Raw genomic sequence first — 20,134 nt, forward strand, 5'->3', positions numbered from 1 at the left:
CCCTGAGGAGCGCCGCTGATGTCGTTATGAGGCTCGCGCCGCTCAGTGGGCGGTGAGACCGCCGGCGGCTTCGTCGCCCTCCTGGCTCTCCGGCTTGCCGGGGAGTTTGGAGGGGGTCTCCTCTTCCCACACGATCGGCACCGGCGCGCGAACCAGCGCGTTGGCGATCACCTCGTCCATCCGCGCGACCGGGATGATGTGGAGACCACCCTTGATCGCGTCCGAGATCTCGGTGAGGTCCTTGGCGTTGTCCTCGGGGATCAGCACCGTCTTGATGCCGCCTCGGGCCGCCGCCAACAACTTCTCCTTCAATCCGCCGATCGGCAGAACCCTGCCGCGCAGCGTGATCTCGCCGGTCATGGCGATATCGCGCCGGATCGGGATCCCGGTCAGTACCGAGACGATGGTGGTCGCCATCGCCACGCCGGCCGATGGGCCGTCCTTCGGGGTCGCCCCCTCCGGCACGTGGACGTGGATGTCGCGCCGCTCGAAGAACGGCGGCTCGATCCCGAAGGTGATCGCGCGCGAGCGGACGTAGGACGCCGCGGCCGAGATCGATTCCTTCATCACGTCGCGCAGATTGCCGGTGACCGTCATGCGGCCCTTGCCCGGCATCATCACGCTTTCGATCGTCAGCAGCTCGCCGCCGACGTCGGTCCACGCGAGGCCGGTCACCACGCCGACCTGATCTTCCAGCTCGATCTCGCCGAACCGGAACTTCGGCACGCCGAGATACTCCTCGATCGACTTCTCGGTGACCTTCACCGACTTCTTCTTCGAGAGCATCAGGTCCTTGACCGCCTTGCGGGCGAGCGTGGACAGTTCGCGCTCGAGGTTACGCACGCCCGCTTCGCGGGTGTAGCGGCGGATCATCAGGAGCAGCGCGTCGTCGTCGATCGACCACTCCTTGGAATCCAGACCATGCTTGGTCAGCGCCAGCGGGATCAGATGCTTGCGCGCGATCTCGACCTTTTCGTTCTCAGTGTAGCCCGCGATCCGGATGATTTCCATGCGGTCCATCAGCGGCCCCGGAATGTTCAGGGTGTTCGCCGTGGTGATGAACATCACGTTGGACAGATCGTAGTCGACCTCGAGATAGTGGTCGTTGAAGGTCGAGTTCTGCTCGGGGTCCAGCACTTCGAGCAGGGCCGAGGACGGGTCGCCGCGGAAATCGGCGCCCATCTTGTCGATCTCGTCCAGCAGGAACAGCGGGTTCGAGGTCTTGGCCTTGCGCATCGACTGGATGATCTTGCCGGGCATCGAGCCGATATAGGTGCGGCGGTGACCGCGGATCTCGGCCTCGTCACGCACGCCGCCGAGCGACACGCGCACGAACTCGCGCCCGGTCGCTTTCGCGATCGACTTGCCGAGCGAGGTCTTGCCGACGCCGGGCGGGCCGACGAGGCACAGGATCGGGCCCGACAGCTTGTTGGCGCGCGACTGCACCGCAAGATACTCGACGATCCGCTCCTTGACCTTTTCCAGCCCGTAGTGATCGCTATCGAGCGTGGCCTGCGCCGCCTCGAGATCCTTCTTCACCTTGGACTTCTTGTTCCACGGGATCGACAGCAGCCAGTCGAGATAGTTGCGCACGACGGTCGCTTCTGCGGACATCGGCGACATCTGGCGCAGCTTCTTCAGCTCGTGCTGGGCCTTCTCGCGAGCTTCCTTCGACAGCTTGGTCTTGGCGATCTTCTCTTCGAGATCGGCGAGTTCGTCCCGGCCCTCGTCGTCACCGAGTTCCTTCTGGATCGCCTTCATCTGTTCGTTGAGATAGTACTCGCGCTGGGTCTTCTCCATCTGGCGCTTGACGCGCGAGCGGATCCGCTTCTCGACCTGCAGCACCGAGATTTCGCTCTCCATCAGGCCGAGCACCTTCTCGAGGCGCGCGGTGACGGACAACGTCTCCAGGATGCCCTGGCGATCGGCGATCTTGACGGCGAGATGCGAAGCCACGGTGTCACCGAGCTTGGCGAAGTCGGTGATCGACTGCACCACGCCGACGACCTCAGCGGAGATCTTCTTGTTGAGCTTCACATAGCTCTCGAAGTCGGACACCACCGACCGCGACAGCGCTTCGGCCTCGACGCTGGTCGCGTCGGTGTCGGCGATCGACTGGGCCTGCGCTTCATAGTACTCGGCGCGATCGGTGTAGTTCTCGACCTTGGCGCGCGCCAGGCCTTCGACCAGCACCTTCACGGTGCCGTCGGGCAGCTTGAGCAACCGCAGCACGCTGGCGAGGGTGCCGATCTCGTAGATCGAGCCCGGTGCCGGATCATCATCGGACGCATTCTTCTGCGTCGCGAGCATGATCAGCGCATCGTTCTTCATCACCTCTTCGAGCGCGCGGATAGACTTCTCGCGGCCGACGAACAGCGGCACGATCATGTGCGGAAAGACGACGATGTCGCGCAGCGGAAGAACTGGATAAGAGTGGCTTTCGCCGAAAACGATGGTTGGCCTTGGTTTCGTGGCGGTCATGGCCCGTTCCTTTCGTTATGCCCCCTTGCACGCGGCCCGCCCCCCGGCGCAGCCACCACAAGGTGCCGAGTGTACCGGCGCGTTTCGGCCGGCTCAGGCCCCACTCGTCCGGGTTTGAAGGCGAATCCTGGTAACGCTTGTCATCGCCGAGAACATTAGGTGGCTATCCACCCGGGGGGTGTCAAGTCATGGAAAAGGCGCTGATTAATCCGGCGTGTACGCGTGCGTGTGCGCGTGGAAGCGCAGACGAAATCGGGCTGCCGAGAGGTCTCGGCAGCCCGGTCTTGAAAACCCATTCGCCCGGACGACGCCGTGCGGTCGGTTACCATTACGCGCTGGCGCTGCTCTCCGCCGCCCGGTCTGAACGGTCGGCATAAATGTAGAGCGGACGCGCTGTTCCATCGACGACTTCGCGCGAGATCACAACTTCCTCGACGCCTTCGAGACCCGGCAGATCGAACATCGTCTCGAGCAGAATGCTCTCCAGAATCGACCGCAGGCCGCGGGCGCCGGTCTTGCGCTCGATCGCCTTGCGCGCCACCGCACCAAGCGCCTCGTCGGCGAAGGTGAGTTCGATGTTCTCCATTTCGAACAGCCGCTGATACTGCTTGACCAGCGCGTTCTTCGGGTCCGTCAGGATCTTCTTCAGCGAGGCCTCATCGAGATCCTCGAGCGTTGCCACGACGGGCAGACGGCCGACGAATTCCGGAATCAGGCCGTACTTCAGCAAGTCTTCCGGCTCGACGTGACGGAAGATTTCGCCGGTGCGGCGATCTTCAGGCGCGAGCACCTGCGCCGCGAAGCCGATCGAGGTCGAACGGCCGCGCGCCGAGATGATCTTTTCAAGGCCCGCGAACGCACCACCGCAGATGAACAGAATGTTGGTGGTGTCGACCTGCAGGAACTCCTGCTGCGGATGCTTGCGGCCGCCCTGCGGCGGGACCGAAGCCACCGTGCCTTCCATGATCTTCAGCAGCGCCTGCTGGACGCCCTCGCCCGACACATCGCGGGTGATCGAGGGATTGTCCGACTTGCGCGAAATCTTGTCGATTTCGTCGATATAGACGATACCGCGCTGCGCCCGCTCGACGTTGTAGTCGGCAGCCTGCAGCAGCTTCAGAATGATGTTCTCGACATCCTCGCCGACATAGCCGGCTTCGGTCAGAGTCGTCGCATCCGCCATCGTGAACGGCACGTCGAGAATCCGCGCCAGCGTCTGCGCCAGCAGCGTCTTGCCCGAGCCGGTCGGACCGATCAGCAGGATGTTCGACTTCGCGAGCTCGACGTCGTTGTGCTTGGTCTGGTGATTCAGCCGCTTGTAGTGGTTGTGCACCGCGACCGAGAGCACCTTCTTCGCATGGCCCTGGCCGATCACATAATCGTCGAGGACCTTGCAGATCTCCTTCGGGGTCGGGATGCCGTCGCGCGACTTCACCAGCGAAGATTTGTTCTCTTCGCGGATGATGTCCATGCACAGTTCCACGCATTCATCACAGATGAATACCGTGGGGCCGGCGATCAGCTTGCGGACCTCGTGCTGGCTCTTTCCGCAGAACGAGCAGTACAGGGTGTTCTTGGAGTCGCTCGTACCGACCTTACTCATTTCGTTCTCCGTCCGCAGTTCGGTCTTCTCTGGTGACCGTGTCTCCCGGCTGGACCCGGCAGATTTGGTATAAATGGAGCAAATTCCGTACCAGAAAAGACCCCCCGCACTTCTGTGGCCGCACCAATCGCGGCCGTTTCGAATCCCCCAAACACTTTCGTCGATCAGGTTCAGCCAACCATGCTGTCACCCGTCTATCAAGAATTCACTAATCGACAGCACGCCGAAGCGCGTGACAATAGCGTGATTTGCTGCAATTGCGCGACCCCGCATTACGGAAATCAGGGCAGAGTTGCGCCTTTGCCACGCGTGAATCGGCACGAAAGCGGAACATCCAGGCTGTTCCTGAGGATTCCACGAGGCTCTTGTCCGAGCCAGCCGCTCGATCAGGGCGCCTTCGGACCCGAGGCCGAGGCCGTCTCTTCGGCGCGCTTGTCGATCACCTTGTCGACGATGCCGAATTCGCGCGCCATCTCGGCGGTGAGGAACTTGTCGCGCTCCAGCGCGTCCTCGATCGCCTTGTAGGTCTGGCCGGTGTGGTGAACGTAAATCTCGTTCAGCCGCTTCTTCAGGTTCAGGATCTCCTGGGCGTGCAGCATGATGTCGGTGGCCTGGCCCTGGAACCCGCCCGACGGCTGATGCACCATGATCCGCGCGTTCGGCAGCGAGAACCGCATGTCCTTGTGGCCGGCGGCGAGCAGCAGCGAGCCCATCGAAGCGGCCTGGCCGGTGCACAGCGTCGAGACCGGCGGGCGGATGAACTGCATGGTGTCGTAGATCGCCAGACCCGATGTCACCACGCCGCCCGGCGAGTTGATGTACATCGAGATTTCCTTCTTCGGATTCTCGGCTTCCAAGAACAGCAGCTGGGCGACCACCAGCGTCGACATGCCGTCCTCGACCGGTCCGGTCAGGAAGATGATCCGCTCTTTCAGGAGGCGCGAGAAGATGTCGTAGGCTCGCTCGCCGCGGTTGGTCTGCTCGACCACCATCGGCACGAGGTTCATATAGGTTTCCACCGGATCGCGCATAATTCACCTGAGGTTGTCGAAGACGACTGCTCGAGGGGCCGAAAATATAGGCTCCGCAGCGAGCGATCGTCCCGTGATGCAGGACATGAAGCGAGTGCTCACATATGGGCCGATTGCGCGGCGACAAGGGCGAGCCCCGTTTCTGAGCCGAGTTGATACTGATTCGGCCGGTCGCGGCAAAACCGTCAGAGCCGATTCAGGATCGAATCGCCGGGCTTTCATGGCGCATCGTTAACGCCGCCTCACGATGCGAAACGGCCGCCGTGACGGGGTCACAGCGGCCGATCAAAGCGATCAAAGCTCAAAAGATGAAAGACTGGCTCAGGCCGCCGTCTTGTCGGCGTCGTCGTCCTTGTAGAGCTCCTCGCGGGTGACCTTCTTCTCGGTCACATTGGCGAGCTCGAGGATGTAATCGACCACCTTGTCTTCGTAGATCGGGGCGCGGAGCTGGGCCAGCGCCTCGTTGTTGCTGCGGTAGAAGTCCCAGACTTCCTTCTCGCGGCCGGGCATCTGCCGGGCGCGCTCGATCACGGCGCGGCTGACCTCGTCGTCGGTGACCTGGATCTTGTTCTTCTCGCCGATCTCCGACAGCACCAGGCCGAGACGGACGCGGCGGTCGGCGATCTTGCGATATTCCTCGCGCGCCGCCTCTTCGGTGGTGTCCTCGTCGGCGAAGCTCTTGCCGTTCTGCTGCATCTCGGCGTTGATCGAGCGCCACATCACCTCGAACTCCTGCTCGACCAGCGATGGCGGCGCGTCGAACTTGTGGGTCTCGTCGAGGCGGTCGAGCAGCTGCCGCTTGACCCGCAGACGGGTGGCGCCGGCATATTCGGCACCGAGCCGGGCGCGTGCGGCTTCCTTCAGCTTGTCGAGCGATTCCATGCCGAGGGTCTTGGCGAATTCGTCGTCGATGGTGACGTCCTGCGGCGCCTCGACCTTGGTCGCAGTAGTCTCGAACTCGGCCGGTTTGCCGGCGAGCGTGTCGCTGGCGTAATTGGCCGGGAACGACACCTTGATGGTGCGGGTCTCGCCGACGGCGATTCCGGCGAGCTGGTCCTCGAAGCCCGGAATGAAGCTGCCCGAGCCGATCACCACCGGAATGTCCTCGCCGGTGCCGCCATCGAAGGCGACGCCGTCGATGGTGCCCTTGAACGACACGGTGACGCGGTCGCCGGTCTCGGCCTTGGCGCCTTCGGCCTTGTCCGCATAGGCGCGGTTGGCTTCGGCGATGCGCTTGATCGCCTCGTCGACGTCGGAATCGCCAACGTCGACCACCGGCTTCTCGACCGAGAAGCTCTTGAAGTCGGCGAGTTCGATGGTCGGCACGACTTCGATCGCGACGGTGTAGTTCAGGTCCGACTTGCCGGCGAGGATGTCCTCGACGACTTTCTGGTCCTGCGGCATCGTGATCTTCGGTTCGGTGGCGAGGCGGAAGCCGCGCTCGGCGAAGATGCCGTCATTGGTCTCGCGGACCAGCTTGTCGATGGTCTCGGCAGCGACCGAGCGGCCATAGACCCGCTTCAGATGGCTGACCGGCACCTTGCCGGGGCGGAAGCCGTTCAGCTTCACCTTGTCCTTGAGATCGACCAGCCGCGCATCGACCTGGGCGTCGATGTCCGCAGCCGGGACATTGACTTCGAATTCGCGCTTCAACCCGTCGGCGACGGTTTCCTTGACCTGCATGGCGTCGATCTTCTTCCGCTTGATCCAGCCGGGCGGCTGGAAGTGTCGAATGTTGCGATGCGCAGCGACAAGCCTGCACCGGTGGTTTGGCGGGCGCGTGTCCTTGCGGACTCGGCCCACCGGAAATTCGTCTTGAGCAAGAGCACTTGCGTGGTGCGGGCGGAGGGACTCGAACCCCCACGACTTTCGTCACTGGAACCTAAATCCAGCGCGTCTACCAGTTCCGCCACGCCCGCAAGAGCATCATTGTCCGGCCGCGATGCCGCGGGCGGCGGGCTTATAACATGACAAACAGGTTGTGCATCAAGAAAATCCCGTTGTTGTGAAGCTCCGCGGCGGGCCGCCGCAGTGGACAGGCCGGCCCGAACATGGTCCGCATCGGCGATGACCAATGACCTCACGTCTCTATCGCGCCGCACCCTTCTCGCAAGCCTCGGCGGCGTCGCGCTCGCCGGGCTGACGCTGCGAGCTCCTGTCCATGCGGCCGCGCCGCGCAAGGCGCTGACGCTGCGCGCGACGATGGGCCAGACGATTCTGAGAGCCGGCGGCGAACCGGTGGCGCGGCCGGTGCTCGCGCTCGCGGAGGCGGTTGCGCTGCACCGCGGCGACGAGGTCTCGGTGCGGTTCGAGAACGAGCTGAAGCAGCCGGCGCTCCTGAGCTGGCGCGGCCTCGACGGCGTGGCAGCCGCCGAGCCGCTGGTCGGCCGGCAGCCGGTCCCGCCGGGCGGCCATGACAGTTTCGTGCTGCCGCTGCGCTCCGCCGGCACCCTGCTCGCCGATTTGCGCCTCCTTGCCGACGCCGGACCATCGCCGATGCCGGCGCTGCCGCTGGTGGTGCGAGAGGCCACACCGCCACAGGTCGACGGCGACGAACTGGTGCTGATCGAGGATGCCCGGCTCGGCAAGGACGGCCAGCCGCTCGCCGCCGGCGTCGACTCCGGCGACACGCCGTGGCTCTACACCATCAATGGTAAGCCGACCGCAGACATCGCGCTGCGCGCCAATGGCCGGCTCAGACTCCGCGTCATCAATGCCTGCCAGCGCAATGTGATCGCTCTGAAAATCGACGATCACGACGTCCGGGTGATCGCCCTCGACAGCCAGCCGGCGGAGCCGTTTTTGGCGCGCGGCGGCACGTTGGTGCTGGCGCCCGGCGGCCGCGTCGATGCGCTGATCGACGCGACCCGGCCGCCCGGCTCGACCTCGGCGGTCAATCTGCTCGACGGCGGCAAGCCGATTCCGATCGCCCGATTGGTCTATTCCGGCGAGCCGCCGTTGCGCGGCGCGCCGCTGCCGCTCCCCACGCCGCTGCCCGACAGCGGCCTGCCCGCCCAGCTCCCGCTCGGCTCGGCGCTGCGGGTCGAGCTTCCGCTCGGCGCCCTGACCTCGGCTCAGCTCGACTGGTTTGCGCCCGGCAAATTCACGCCCGCCTCCGGCCCCGCGTTCCAGGTCAAGCGCGGCCGCACTGTGGTGCTGGCGCTGACCAACCGCGCCACGCAGCCGATGGTCTTCCACCTGCACGGCCATCATTTCCGCCTGCTCGACCGGCTCGACGACGGCTGGAAGCCGTTCTGGCTGGACACGCTGGCGATCGACGCCGGCCAGACCCAGCGAATCGCCTTCGCGGCCGAGCATCCCGGCCTGTGGCTGATCGAGGCGATGGCGGCGAAATGGTCGGCGCCGCGGCTGCTGCGCAGCTATCTGGTCAGCTAGCGCCGCGCCGACACCGGCACGCCAAGCGATCGCCAGGGCGACTGCGATGCGAACACTGATCATCGACAATTACGACTCGTTCACCCGGAACCTGGCGCATCTGGTCGCCGTGGTGAACCAGGAGGAGCCGATCGTCGTCCGCAACGACGAACTCGATTGGGACGCCTTGGCCGGCCTCGCCTTCGACAGCGCGATCATCTCGCCCGGCCCCGGCCATCCCACGCGCGCCGGCGATTTCGGGATCTGCCGTCGGTTTCTGAACGAGACCACCAAGCCCGTGCTGGGGGTCTGTCTCGGCCATCAGGGGATCGCCGCGGCGGCGGGCGGACAGGTGGGGCGCGCGCCGCAGCCGATCCATGGCAAGGCGGTGCCTGTCCGCCATGCCGGCGCCGGTCTGTTCCACGGCATCCCATCGCCGTTCCTGGCGGCCCGCTACAATTCGCTGACCGTCCATCGCCCCTTGCCGGCCGACCTGGTCGAACTCGCCTGGAGCGAGGACGGCCTGGTGATGGGCTTGATGCACCGCGAGCGGCCGCAATGGGGGGTGCAGTTCCATCCCGAGTCGATCATCACTGAACATGGCGATCGCCTCCTACGCAATTTCCGCGACCTCGCGTCTGCGCGACAGCCACGACCGGTCAGCGGCTTTGCGCCCGCGCCACAGCGCCCGGCTGCGCCGCGGCCTCGGGTTCGGCTGGCATGGACCGAAATCCGCAATCCGCCGCCGCCGGCCGCCGCCTTCCCGCTTTTGTTCGCCGACAAGCCGTGCGCGTTCTGGCTGGACAGCAGCCTGGCCGAGCCCGGCCGGGCGAGATGGTCGTATTTCGGCGCCGCGTCCGGCGAAAGCATCGCGCGCGAGGCCGATAACGGCGCCGCCGGCAAGCTGCTGGACGAGCTGGCGCCGCGGTTGCGGTCGGAGATCGACAATCCGCCACCCTGCCCGTTCACCGGCGGATGGGTCGGTTATCTCGGCTATGAACTCGGCCGGGATTTCGGCGGCGCCATCACCGGCCGCAGCCCGTTGCCGGACATGATGCTGCAGTCGGTCGATCGCTTCATCGCCTTCGATCACCAGCACCAGCGGATGTATGCGGTCTGCGTCGTCGCGACCGCGGATGGCGACGTGGAACATCGCTGGCTGTCGGCGATCGCCGCAGCCCTGCAGGCGATCGGCGACGGGGCGGAGCATCCGCCGCAGAGTCCGGCCGTTGCAACGCCGGTTCGCTTCCGCCTCGACCGCGACCGCGACCGCTGCCTCGCCGACATCAGCCAGTGCCTGGAATGGATCGGCGCCGGCGAGACCTATCAGGTCTGCCTGACCAACGGCATCCGCACCCGGCTCGCGCTCGATCCGCTGGCGCTGTATCGCGTGCTGAGATCGATCAACCCCGCGCCCTACGCCGCGTATTTCGCCTGGCCGGGCGGCGCGGTGCTGAGCGCCTCGCCGGAGCGATTCCTGCAGGTCGACAACCGCGGAATGGTCGAGGCGCAACCGATCAAGGGAACGATCCGGCGCGACCCCGACCCGATCCGCGATGCGCAGCTTGCGCGCGAACTGGCGGGCAGCGCCAAGGACCGCGCCGAGAACGTGATGATCGTCGATTTGCTCCGCAACGACCTGTCGCGGGTGTGCAGACCGGGCTCGGTGGTCGTTCCCAAGCTGTGCGACGTCGAATCCTACGCCACCGTGCACCAATTGGTCAGCACCGTCCGCGGCGAACTGCAGCCGGACAACACTGTGATCGATCTGATCAGGGCAGCGTTCCCCGGCGGCTCGATGACCGGCGCGCCGAAGACGAGGACATTGGCGCTGATCGACCAGCTCGAGGGACGCGCGCGGGGGGTGTATTCGGGGGCGCTGGGGTGGTTCGGTTTCGACGGCGCGGCCGATCTCAGCATCGTCATCCGGACGATCGTGCAGAGCGGCGACGAGCTGAGCTTCGGCGTCGGCGCCGGCATTGTCGCGCAATCGACGCCCGAGGGGGAGTTCGACGAGATGATGTTGAAGGCGCAGGCCTCGATCCGCGCCATCGTCACCGCCGCGACCGGCGGTTTCGCCGACGAACTGTTCGAGGTCGAGGGCATCGCGCCTCGCACAAACAAATAACGGTGACGGCGATGGCGGAGTGGTTGTGGTTCAACGGCGAGGTGGTCGAAGCGCGGCAGGTGAGCATCTCGCCCGCCGATCGCGGCCTGCTGCTGGCCGACGGCGTGTTCGAAACAATGCGGGCGCAGGCCGGGAGAATCCTGTGGCTGTCCGATCATCTGGCGCGGCTGCGCGCCGGCGCGGCGCTGCTCGGGATTCCGGTCCCGTTCCCGGACGACAGCATCGCCGAGGGTCTTCTCGAATTGACCGACCGGGCGGCCGCGCCGTTGGCCGCGCTGCGCCTGACCCTGACGCGTGGGCCTGGGCGGCGGCGGGGCCTGTGGCCGCCGGATGATCCGGTGCAGCCGACCCTGCTCGGCAGCATCGCGCCGATCGCCGCCGTGCCGATGCCGGCGGCGGCGCGTCTGGTGATCTGCCGCAGCACCCGCCGCAACGAGTTCTCGCCGCTGACCCGGGTCAAGCACCTCTCATATGGCGATGCACTGCTGGCGCGGCGCGAGGCCGGCGACCGCAACGCCACCGACGCGGTGCTGCTGAACACCCGCGGCCATGTCGCCTGCAGCACGGTCGGCAACATCTTCGTCCGCGACCGCAACGGCTGGGCGACGCCGCCGCTGGACGACGGTGCGCTGCCGGGGCTCGCCCGCGCCAGAGCCTTGGTCGCGCTTGGCGCCGAACAGAGGTCGATCGAGGCGTCGGCGCTGCGCAGCGTCGATGCGGCGGTCCTCACCAATAGCCTCGGGATCACGCCGGTGTCGCATCTCGACGACCGTCCGCTCGGCGTGGTCGAGTCCCCCGCAGCTCTGGCCAAGCTGTACGACTGATGCTCGGCGGCGGCGACGCAGCTTGCCGGCGGCGGCGCATGCGGCTCGGACGGACGCGCTTCTAATATTCGACGCCGAGTTCGTCATAGACCCGACGGATCACCGCCGGCAGCGTCTCGGTCAGATCTTCGGCGATCAGGCCCGGCCCCGCCTCGCAGGCCGCTTCCCCATGCATCCACACTCCGATGCAGGCCGCCTCGAATGCCGTCACCCGCTGCGCCAGCAGCCCTGTGATGATTCCCGTCAGCACGTCGCCGGAGCCGGCGGTGGCGAGCCAGGGCGGCGCATTGAAGGCGATCGCGGCGCGGCCGTCCGGCGAAGCGACCACCGTGTCCGGTCCCTTGAGCAGCACCACGGCGCCGGAGCGCTGTGCGGCTACGCGGACTCTTTCAAGTTTCGAGCGAAGTGGATTTTTGTTGCTCATGTCACTGAACAGGCGTGGGAATTCACCTTCATGCGGGGTGAGGGCAACCTGTGGATTGGAACCGGATTTGATCGCCTCGAACAGCGCCTCGGGATTGCCCGCAAAGGCCGTCAGCGCGTCGGCGTCGAGCACTGTCCCGGCGCCTGCCGCCAGCGCGCCCAACACGTTGCCGCGGGTGCGATCGTCGATTCCGGCGCCCGGACCGATGCCGACAGCGTTGAAGCGGCGGTCGGCCAGCATTCCGGCCAGTTCGTCCGGCGTGTCGATCGCGCGAACCATCACCGCGGTCAGCGCCGCGGCATTCACCGCCAGCGCCTCGCGCGGCGACGCCAGCGTCACCAGCCCGGCCCCGACCCGCAGCGCGCCGCGCGCCGCCAGCCGCGCGGCCCCGGTCTGCGACAGCTCGCCGGAGATCACCACGGCATGGCCGCGGCCGTATTTGTGGCCGTCGGCGCGCGGCACTGGAAAATGCTGCAGCCACAGATCCGGATCGTTCTCGAACGCCTGCGGCCTGATCTCGTCGAGCACCGCCGGATCGATGCCGATATCGACCACCCGCAGCTTGCCGCAATGCAGCCGCCCCGGCACCAGCAGATGCCCCGGCTTGCGGCGGAAGAAGGTCACCGTCTCGCGCGCCTTGATCGCGGCGCCCATCACCGCGCCGGAGGCGCCGTTGATGCCGCTCGGCAGATCCACGCTCAGCACCGGCACGCCGCTGGCGTTGACCGCCTCGATCATCTCCAGCGCCTGATCCTTGACCGGGCGATTGAGGCCGGCGCCGAACAGTGCATCGATGATCAGCGCCGGCATGCCGATCGATTGCGGCAGGAACGGCAGCAGCGGTCCCCGCCACTCCCGCGCCGCCAGCGCCGCATCGCCCTTCAGCGCGTCGCGCTCGCCGAGCAGCATCACATGGACGGTACGGCCGAGCGCAACCAGTTCGGTCGCCGCGATCAGGCCGTCGCCGCCATTATTGCCCGGCCCGACGACCACCAGGATCGGCCCGGTCTCGACCAGTTGGATCGCCGCCTGGGCGACGTGCCGTCCGGCGTGCAGCATCAACGCGAAGCCGGACGATCCGCCGGAGATCGTCAACAGGTCCGCGCGGTCCATTTCAGCTGGCGTCAGCAGTTCCATGGTCAATTCCCGATAGGTTCGCCTCGCCTTGAGGCAGCCAGCGCTTCATTTGCGGCCAACGGCTCGTTCCGGACTGCCCAATAAACGAGCTGTCTGCCCATGTATTAGTCAGGCAGGCGCTCCGCATCTGACGCCGACGCCGCCTTAATAAACTGATAACGCTGCACAATCAGCCTCCCTGGCAACTTGGCATGGACCCTGCTTTTACGTAAGCCATGTTTCGATCTCTCGCGCTCGCCGTTCTGGCGGGGTCTGCGCGCGACCGTTTCCGGTTCCGGGCCTGTCCCGACCGCGGACGGAGCTGCTCACCCATTCGGCCGCGGTGTTATCGATGTCCTGCGCAGCGCTGCGCAATCTGGCATACAAATGTCGAGTTACGATGTGGAAGTCCGGGGAGACTCTAAGTGAAGAAGATTGAAGCCATCATCAAGCCGTTCAAGCTCGACGAGGTCAAGGAAGCGCTTCAGGAAGTGGGATTGCAGGGGATCACCGTCACCGAAGCCAAGGGCTTTGGCCGGCAGAAGGGGCATGCCGAACTGTATCGCGGAGCGGAATACATCGTCGACTTCCTGCCCAAGGTGAAAATCGAGATCGTGATCGCCGATGATCTCGTCGAGAAGGCCATCGACGCGATCCGCCGCGCCGCCCAGACCGGACGCATCGGCGACGGCAAGATTTTCGTTTCCAATATCGAAGAAGCCATCCGCATCAGGACGGGCGAATCCGGACTGGACGCCATCTGATCCGCCGGCCTATCACCTGCCGCCGGGTTGCATCACCAAACGGCCGATCGCGGCCGCGAACTCACGACGACCGTAAGCACAAGGGGTACTCATGACCACCGCCAAAGAAGTCCTGAAATCCATCAAGGACAACGACGTGAAATACGTCGACCTCCGTTTCACCGATCCGCGCGGCAAGTGGCAGCACGTCACCTTCGACGTCTCGATGATCGACGAAGAGATCTTCGCCGAAGGCACGATGTTCGACGGTTCCTCGATCGCCGGCTGGAAGGCGATCAACGAGTCCGACATGATGCTGATGCTGGATCCGTCGACGGCCGTCATCGATCCGTTCTTCGCCGAGACCACCATGGTCATCACCTGCGACATTCTCGAGCCGTCGACCGGTGAACCCTACAACCGCGACCCGCGCGGCATCGCCAAGAAGGCCGAAGCCCAGGTCAAGGCGCTCGGCATCGGCGACACCGTGTTCGTCGGTCCGGAAGCCGAATTCTTCGTGTTCGACGACGTCCGCTATTCGGCGAACCCGTACAACACCGGCTTCAAGCTGGATTCGTCGGAACTGCCGACCAATTCCGACACCGAATACGAGGGCGGCAACCTCGGCCACCGCATTCGCACCAAGGCCGGTTACTTCCCGGTCCCGCCGCAGGACTCGGTGCAGGACATGCGCTCGGAAATGCTCGGCGCGATGGCGCGGATGGGCGTCAAGGTCGAGAAGCATCACCACGAAGTCGCTTCCGCCCAGCACGAGCTCGGCATGAAGTTCGACACCCTGACCCACATGGCCGACCAGATGCAGATCTACAAGTACTGCATCCATCAGGTCGCCCATATCTACGGCAAGACCGCGACCTTCATGCCGAAGCCGGTGTTCGGCGACAACGGCTCGGGCATGCATGTGCACCAGTCGATCTGGAAGGACGGCAAGCCGATGTTCGCCGGCAACAAGTACGCCGACCTGTCGGAGACTTGCTTGCACTACATCGGCGGCATCATCAGCCACGCCAAGGCGATCAACGCCTTCACCAATCCGTCGACCAACTCCTACAAGCGTCTGGTCCCGGGTTATGAAGCCCCGGTGCTGCTGGCCTATTCGGCCCGCAACCGTTCGGCTTCCTGCCGCATCCCCTACACCACCTCGCCGAAGGCCAAGCGCGTCGAAGTCCGCTTCCCGGACCCGATGGCCAATCCGTATCTCGCCTTCGCCGCGATGCTGATGGCCGGCCTCGACGGCATCAAGAACAAGATCGATCCGGGTCCGGCGATGGACAAGGACCTCTACGACCTGCCGAAGGAAGAGCTGAAGTCGATCCCGACGGTTTGCGGCTCGCTCCGCGAAGCGCTCGAGAGCCTCGACAAGGACCGCGCGTTCCTGAAGGCCGGCGGCGTGTTCGACGACGACTTCATCGACGCCTACATCGAGCTGAAGATGACCGAAGTGATGCGTTTCGAAATGACGCCGCACCCGGTCGAGTTCGAGATGTACTACTCGCAGTAAGTCAGTCTTCGCGGCCCGCGCCGCGGACGATATTCGACGACGGATCAGGCGCCTCGGCAACGGGGCGCCTTTTTCGTTGCCGCTGCGCCTGTCGCAATCGCGTATCCGCGGCCGGCCGATTGCTGGGCCCCGCCAACATGGCGGACGCTTGATCCACATCAAAGATTAATTCATTCGAATGAATAACATGCCTCGAAAGGCTCGAGACATGCGCGACGAACAAGCAGACTACCTGTTTGTTTCACCTGTATCCGGTTCGGACACCCAAAGTCGGATGATCCAGGCCGCGATCGAGGTGTTCGGATCGTTGGGTTATGCCGGCGCCAGCACAAGGCAGTTGGCCAAACACGCCGGCGTTAATCAGGCTGCCATTCCGTACCATTTCGGCGGCAAGCGCGAGCTGTACCTCGCCGCTGCCAGCGCGATCGCCGACAACATCCAGACGCGGGTCGATCCGATCATCGCAGCCCTGCGCGACGATCGGGGGACCGATCCCGTCAGCCGGATCGAAAGGTCGATTATCGACTTCTTTCAACTCCTCGCCGGCGACGATCCGGAAGCCTGGACCGAATTCTTCGTCCGCAGCGAGCGCGACGCCGACGACGCTTTCGAGATCATCTATCACCAGGCCGTTGCGCGGTTTCAGGCCCAGCTTATCGAGGCGATCGCTCAGGCCACCGGAGTCCCGCCGACCGATGAGGACCTGAATATCCGCGTCGTCATCGTGCTCGGCTCGATCGCCAATTTCCGGACGTTGCGCAACGTCATGCTCAGTTCACTCGGCTGGGACAAGCTCGATGTCGAACGACGGACACGGCTCGAGACGGCGATCCGGCAATTTGCCCTCGCCCATTTGCTCGGCAATCGGCCGACAGACCGAGCCATTCCGCGGCACGCCTCTCACTCCCTCGCCGATGGTGGACATCCGCCTTCGGCGTAACCTCGAAAGGACATCCGATGCCAACGACAGAATTCACCCAGGGCTACCTCGAATGGGCCAAACAGAAGCTCGATGAAACGACCGCGACCCTCGCCAAGCTCGATGAAGCGGCGGCCAAACTCGGCGACGAGGCCAGCGCCAAGGCCAAGCTGGCCCTCGACCAGTTCCGCAGCGCCCGCGACGCCTTCCAGACCAAGGTCGACACGCTGCAAGCCGATCTCAGCGCCTCCAAGAAGGACGCCGAGGCAGCGACCGCGGCAGTCACCGCGCAGTGGACCGAAGTCGAACTGGCCTTCCAGCAATTCCTCAAGACGTCAGGAGATCAAGCCGGCCTCGTCAAGGACGCGCTGATGGCGCGCGCCGAAGCGCAACGCCAGTCTTTCCAGAGTTCGATGCAATCGTTCCAGGCCAACGCCGCCGCCGCGGCAGAGCAAGGCCGCAAAGAAGTCGAGGCCGCGTTGCGGCAATGGGCCGAGGACACCGAAAAGACCCTGGGCCCGAAGCTCAACCAACTCTCCGCCGCAGGCGATGAGACCTGGAGCGCGCTGAAGACCGGGCTCAATGAAACGGCAGCGGTCTATGAGAAGACCTGGAGCAGGATCGCTCAGGCGTTCTCGAAGAGCTGACCGATCATCGGCACCGGATCGCCGACAGCACACGCTGGGATCATGAACAGCAAAGGCGCCGTTGCGGCGCCTTTGTCCTTCCGGACCACTGCACAGCCTCGCTGATGCGATGGCTGCGCACACCATCCTACAGTTCGCTGTCGTCGTCTTCGTCGCCGCGCTCCGACGGGCCGGAAATGATTTCGTTGCGCAGCCGTTCGAAGCGCTGGCGGGTTCTGCGTTCGCGGGTGTCGATGAAGCCGATCGCCTCGGCGCGCGACAGCGGGCCGGTGGTGATCGGCTGCGACGCGGTGCCGATGGTCTCGTCGACATAGTAGCCGTCGTCGCCACGACGGACGCTCCATCGGAAGCGCAGCGCCTCGAGCGGCCCGGGGCCGTGACGCGTCAACGCGTCGAGATCCTCTGGTCCATCATCGCTGACGGCTGCGGCCACCGTCGGCTCGGGCTGATCCTCATGCTCATGCTCGTGCGCGTGCTCATGCTCCGCATCGGCGGCCGGCGCGACGCTGACGTCGACAATCTCGATGGTCTCGATTTTCACCGCGGTGATGCGCTCGATTGCGGCCACGGATTCACGGGGCTCGTCATTGTCCGGCGCATCGACAGCAGCGTCGCCATGCATCGCGGCGTCCCGCGCAGATGCGTCCGGCCCTTCCTCGCCGTGCGGCTCCGGCTTCGGCGCCGGCCTGTCGAAGATGCTTGCGATAACTGCAAGCGCTTGATCGGTCGGATCGTTTCCAGTCACGTCAAAGTCCCCTGGGAGTAGCAATACGAAATGACGACAGGGCCGGCGCGTCAACGCCGACCTTGGTCGCTTGTTTCCGGGAAATCGGGCGAAAAGCCGGGGTAATTCAGGCGCAGAGCGGCGGCCGGCGGTTTTTCCACGGCCGTTCCTGCTCGAGCTGGGACGCCAGACGCAGCAGCGTCGCCTCGTCGCCGAACCGACCCGCGAACATCATACCGATCGGCAGTCCGCTTCCGCTCCACGCCAGCGGTACTGACATCGCCGGCTGGCCCGACATGTTGAACAGGCTGGTGCCGGGAATGTAGCGCTGCAGAAGCGGGCTGATCCCGGACAGATCCCTCGCCATCGTATCGAGCTCGCCGATCTTGAGCGGCAGCGTGCACAGCGTCGGCGACAGGAAGACGTCGCAGGTCGCGAAGAAATCGGCGAGGCTGCGCGAGATCTGAAATGCGGCGAGTTGAGCTGCGCAATAGTCGAGGCCGCTGGAGCGACCGGCATTCGCGGCGCTGGCCAGCGTCAACACTTCGAAATCGCGATCGGTGATGGCGCGGCCGAGCGCCTGTTCGGCGAGCTTGACCGTGAGCCCGGTGTTGCAGGCGACGATGGTCGCGATCACAGCGGCCGGATCGGCCGGCAGCTTCGGGGCGTGCTGTTCGACATGGTGCCCGAGGCCCTCCAGCAGCCGCGCAGTGTCGCGCACCGCGGCGGCGATCTCGGGATCAATCGGATCGCCATAGGTCGAGACATCGGTGAAAGCGATCCGCAGCTTCCCCGGATCGCGGCCGACCTCCTGCGCGAATGGACGCTCCGGCGGCGGCGCAACGTAAGGGCTCGACGGTTCGGGACCGTGCAGCGCATCCAGCATCACGGCGCTGTCGCGTACGCTGATGCTCACGACATGGCCGCAGGCGAAGCCGCCCCAGCCCTCGCCGCGATCCGGCCCGATCGGATTGCGCGCCCGGGTCGGCTTCAGCCCGAACACGCCGCAGGCCGAGGCCGGAATCCGGATCGAACCGCCGCCGTCGCTGGCATGTGCCACCGGCAGGATGCGCGCCGCCACCGCGGCCGCGGCGCCGCCCGACGAGCCGCCGGAGGAATGATCGAGATTCCACGGATTCCGCGTCGGGCCATGCAGCCGCGATTCCGTCGTCGGCATCAGGCCGAATTCCGGGCTGGCGCTTTTGCCGTAGATCGTCACGCCGGCGGCGAGGAAGCGTTGCGCCAGCGTGCCGGTGTGAGGCGCGACGAAATCCTTGTAGACGCTGGCGCCGAACGTCGTCTTCGTGCCGGCGAGCAGATCGAGATCCTTCAGCAGAAACGGCACGCCGGTGAACGGCCCGTCCGGAAGCCCGGCGTCGATCTGCTGTCGTGCGTAGTCGTCGTGGCGAACCACCACGGCGTTGAGCTTGCCATCGAGCGCGTCGGTGCGGGCAATCGCCTCATCCAGCAATTCGCGCGCGCTGACCTGTTTGTTGCGCACCAGCTCGGCGAGGCCGACGCCGTCGTGCTCGCTGTAATCCTTGATGGCCATGGGTTTCTCTTCCGATGGGATGAATGACGGCGGGAGGCGTGTTAGCGCTGCGTCAGCCGAGCACGTCCTGATTGATCACATTGGCGCGGATCGGCTGGCCGTCGAGCGCACTCAGCATGTTGCGCGCGGTCTGCTCGCCCATCCGGTCGAGCGCCTCGCGGGTGACGCCGGCGACATGCGGCGCAATGATCACATTGGGCAGGTCGAACAGCTTGTGGCCGAGCGGCGGCGGTTCCTGCTCGAACACGTCGAGCCCGGCGCCGGCGAGTTGGCCCGCGACCAGCGCGTCGTACAGCGCGGCTTCGACGATGATACCGCCGCGTGCGGTGTTGATCAGATAGGCCGTCGCCTTCATCTTCGACAGCCGTACGGCGTCGAACAGACCGGTGGTCTCCGTCGTCTTCGGGCAATGCAGGCTGACGAAATCGGCACGCGGCAACGCCGCATCGAGATCGTCGACCTTCTCACAACCGGCGGCTTCGATCCCATCCACGGATTTGTACGGATCGTACACCAGCACGGTCATTTCCATCGCGAGGCAGCGCTTCGCGGTGCGAGTGCCGATCCGTCCGAACCCGACGATCAGCACTGTCTTGCCGAACAGGTCGAACGGCAACAGCCCGAGCCGCGTCGCCCATGCGCCGGTCTTGACCAGCGCATGCAGTTCGACGCCGCGCTTGGCCAGCGTCAGCATCATGAACAGCGCCTGCTCGGCGACCGATGGCGAATTCGCGGTGCCGGCGACCATCAGCGGCACCTTGCGCCTGCTCAGCGCATGGACGTCGACGGCGTCGTAGCCGACGCCGATCCGCGCCACCACTTTCATGTCCTTGGAGGCTGCGAGTTCGGTCTCGCCGAACCGCGTCGCGCCGAGCGCGACGCCGTGCACCGGCGCCTGGGTGTGCAGCAGCGTCTCGAAATCGGCGGCGGAAATCATGTTGGGGAATTCGACGACCTCGATGTCGCCGCGCTCCTGGAACAACGCCCTGCCCCGTTCCGACAGCGATTCCGTCACCAGCAGTTTCTTCTTGTTGGTCGTCATTTC

The 20,134-nt window shown here is 65.3% G+C and carries 15 protein-coding genes and 1 tRNA gene; 7 read left to right on the forward strand and 9 right to left on the reverse strand.

The annotated features are described in order from the left end of the window. Window positions 1–42: 42 nt before the first annotated feature. The 5 genes from lon to BMY71_RS12815 form a co-directional block, all read right to left on the reverse strand. Window positions 43–2,481 carry an endopeptidase La gene (lon, locus tag BMY71_RS12795; RefSeq protein WP_092684144.1) on the reverse strand — a complete coding sequence of 813 codons (2,439 nt, stop codon included), beginning with the start codon at window positions 2,479–2,481 and terminating at the stop codon, window positions 43–45. Window positions 2,482–2,809: 328 nt separating this feature from the next. Further along, window positions 2,810–4,084: an ATP-dependent Clp protease ATP-binding subunit ClpX gene (gene clpX, locus BMY71_RS12800; RefSeq protein WP_011503297.1), complete on the reverse strand. Its 1,275-nt coding sequence runs from the start codon at window positions 4,082–4,084 to the stop codon at window positions 2,810–2,812. A gap of 386 nt (window positions 4,085–4,470) precedes the next feature. After that, window positions 4,471–5,115 (reverse strand): ATP-dependent Clp protease proteolytic subunit, encoded by a 645-nt coding sequence (locus BMY71_RS12805; RefSeq protein WP_011503298.1) that lies wholly within the window; start codon window positions 5,113–5,115, stop codon window positions 4,471–4,473. Between the two features lie 321 nt (window positions 5,116–5,436). Beyond that, a complete protein-coding gene (gene tig / locus BMY71_RS12810) occupies window positions 5,437–6,798 on the reverse strand; it encodes a trigger factor (protein ID WP_092684229.1) in 1,362 nt (453 codons plus the stop codon). Window positions 6,799–6,949: 151 nt separating this feature from the next. Continuing rightward, window positions 6,950–7,034: transfer RNA gene (locus tag BMY71_RS12815), tRNA-Leu, on the reverse strand. Between the two features lie 148 nt (window positions 7,035–7,182). Between BMY71_RS12815 and BMY71_RS12820 the strand changes: the two genes are divergently transcribed. Genes BMY71_RS12820 through BMY71_RS12830 form a run of 3 tightly spaced genes read left to right on the forward strand, consistent with a single transcriptional unit; the run spans window position 7,183 to window position 11,442 of the window. Further along, window positions 7,183–8,511 (forward strand): multicopper oxidase family protein, encoded by a 1,329-nt coding sequence (locus BMY71_RS12820; protein ID WP_092684146.1) that lies wholly within the window; start codon window positions 7,183–7,185, stop codon window positions 8,509–8,511. A 46-nt stretch (window positions 8,512–8,557) separates the two neighbouring features. Beyond that, window positions 8,558–10,618, forward strand: a complete 2,061-nt coding sequence (gene pabB, locus BMY71_RS12825) for an aminodeoxychorismate synthase component I (RefSeq protein WP_092684148.1) — start codon at window positions 8,558–8,560, stop codon at window positions 10,616–10,618. Window positions 10,619–10,629: 11 nt separating this feature from the next. Beyond that, window positions 10,630–11,442, forward strand: coding sequence for an aminotransferase class IV (locus BMY71_RS12830; RefSeq protein ID WP_092684150.1), 813 nt, complete (start codon window positions 10,630–10,632; stop codon window positions 11,440–11,442). A gap of 61 nt (window positions 11,443–11,503) precedes the next feature. Here the strand turns inward: BMY71_RS12830 and BMY71_RS12835 are convergent, their stop codons facing one another. Continuing rightward, window positions 11,504–13,003, reverse strand: a complete 1,500-nt coding sequence (locus BMY71_RS12835) for an NAD(P)H-hydrate dehydratase (protein WP_092684152.1) — start codon at window positions 13,001–13,003, stop codon at window positions 11,504–11,506. Between the two features lie 404 nt (window positions 13,004–13,407). Between BMY71_RS12835 and BMY71_RS12840 the strand changes: the two genes are divergently transcribed. The 4 genes from BMY71_RS12840 to BMY71_RS12855 all read left to right on the forward strand — a co-directional run bounded on the left by BMY71_RS12840 (window position 13,408) and on the right by BMY71_RS12855 (window position 16,813). After that, entirely contained in the window at window positions 13,408–13,746 is a 339-nt protein-coding gene (locus BMY71_RS12840) for a P-II family nitrogen regulator (protein ID WP_011158515.1), read from the forward strand. A gap of 91 nt (window positions 13,747–13,837) precedes the next feature. Beyond that, the gene (gene glnA, locus BMY71_RS12845; RefSeq protein ID WP_011503304.1) at window positions 13,838–15,247 is read left to right on the forward strand and encodes a type I glutamate--ammonia ligase; all 1,410 of its coding nucleotides are present in this window, start codon (window positions 13,838–13,840) and stop codon (window positions 15,245–15,247) included. A 208-nt stretch (window positions 15,248–15,455) separates the two neighbouring features. Then, entirely contained in the window at window positions 15,456–16,187 is a 732-nt protein-coding gene (locus tag BMY71_RS12850; RefSeq protein ID WP_049760700.1) for a CerR family C-terminal domain-containing protein, read from the forward strand. A gap of 17 nt (window positions 16,188–16,204) precedes the next feature. After that, complete coding sequence (locus BMY71_RS12855) at window positions 16,205–16,813, forward strand: hypothetical protein (protein ID WP_011503306.1); 609 nt, start codon at window positions 16,205–16,207, stop codon at window positions 16,811–16,813. Between the two features lie 127 nt (window positions 16,814–16,940). Here the strand turns inward: BMY71_RS12855 and BMY71_RS12860 are convergent, their stop codons facing one another. The 3 genes from BMY71_RS12860 to BMY71_RS12870 form a co-directional block, all read right to left on the reverse strand. After that, window positions 16,941–17,558, reverse strand: a complete 618-nt coding sequence (locus BMY71_RS12860; RefSeq protein ID WP_092684154.1) for a hypothetical protein — start codon at window positions 17,556–17,558, stop codon at window positions 16,941–16,943. 106 nt (window positions 17,559–17,664) lie between these two features. Beyond that, complete coding sequence (locus BMY71_RS12865) at window positions 17,665–19,089, reverse strand: amidase (protein ID WP_092684156.1); 1,425 nt, start codon at window positions 19,087–19,089, stop codon at window positions 17,665–17,667. A gap of 52 nt (window positions 19,090–19,141) precedes the next feature. After that, on the reverse strand, window positions 19,142–20,131 hold the full coding sequence (locus BMY71_RS12870) for a hydroxyacid dehydrogenase (protein WP_011503309.1): 990 nt from the start codon (window positions 20,129–20,131) through the stop codon (window positions 19,142–19,144). Window positions 20,132–20,134: the final 3 nt, after the last annotated feature.

It is taken from the genome of Rhodopseudomonas pseudopalustris (genome assembly GCF_900110435.1).
Lineage (GTDB): Bacteria > Pseudomonadota > Alphaproteobacteria > Rhizobiales > Xanthobacteraceae > Rhodopseudomonas > Rhodopseudomonas pseudopalustris.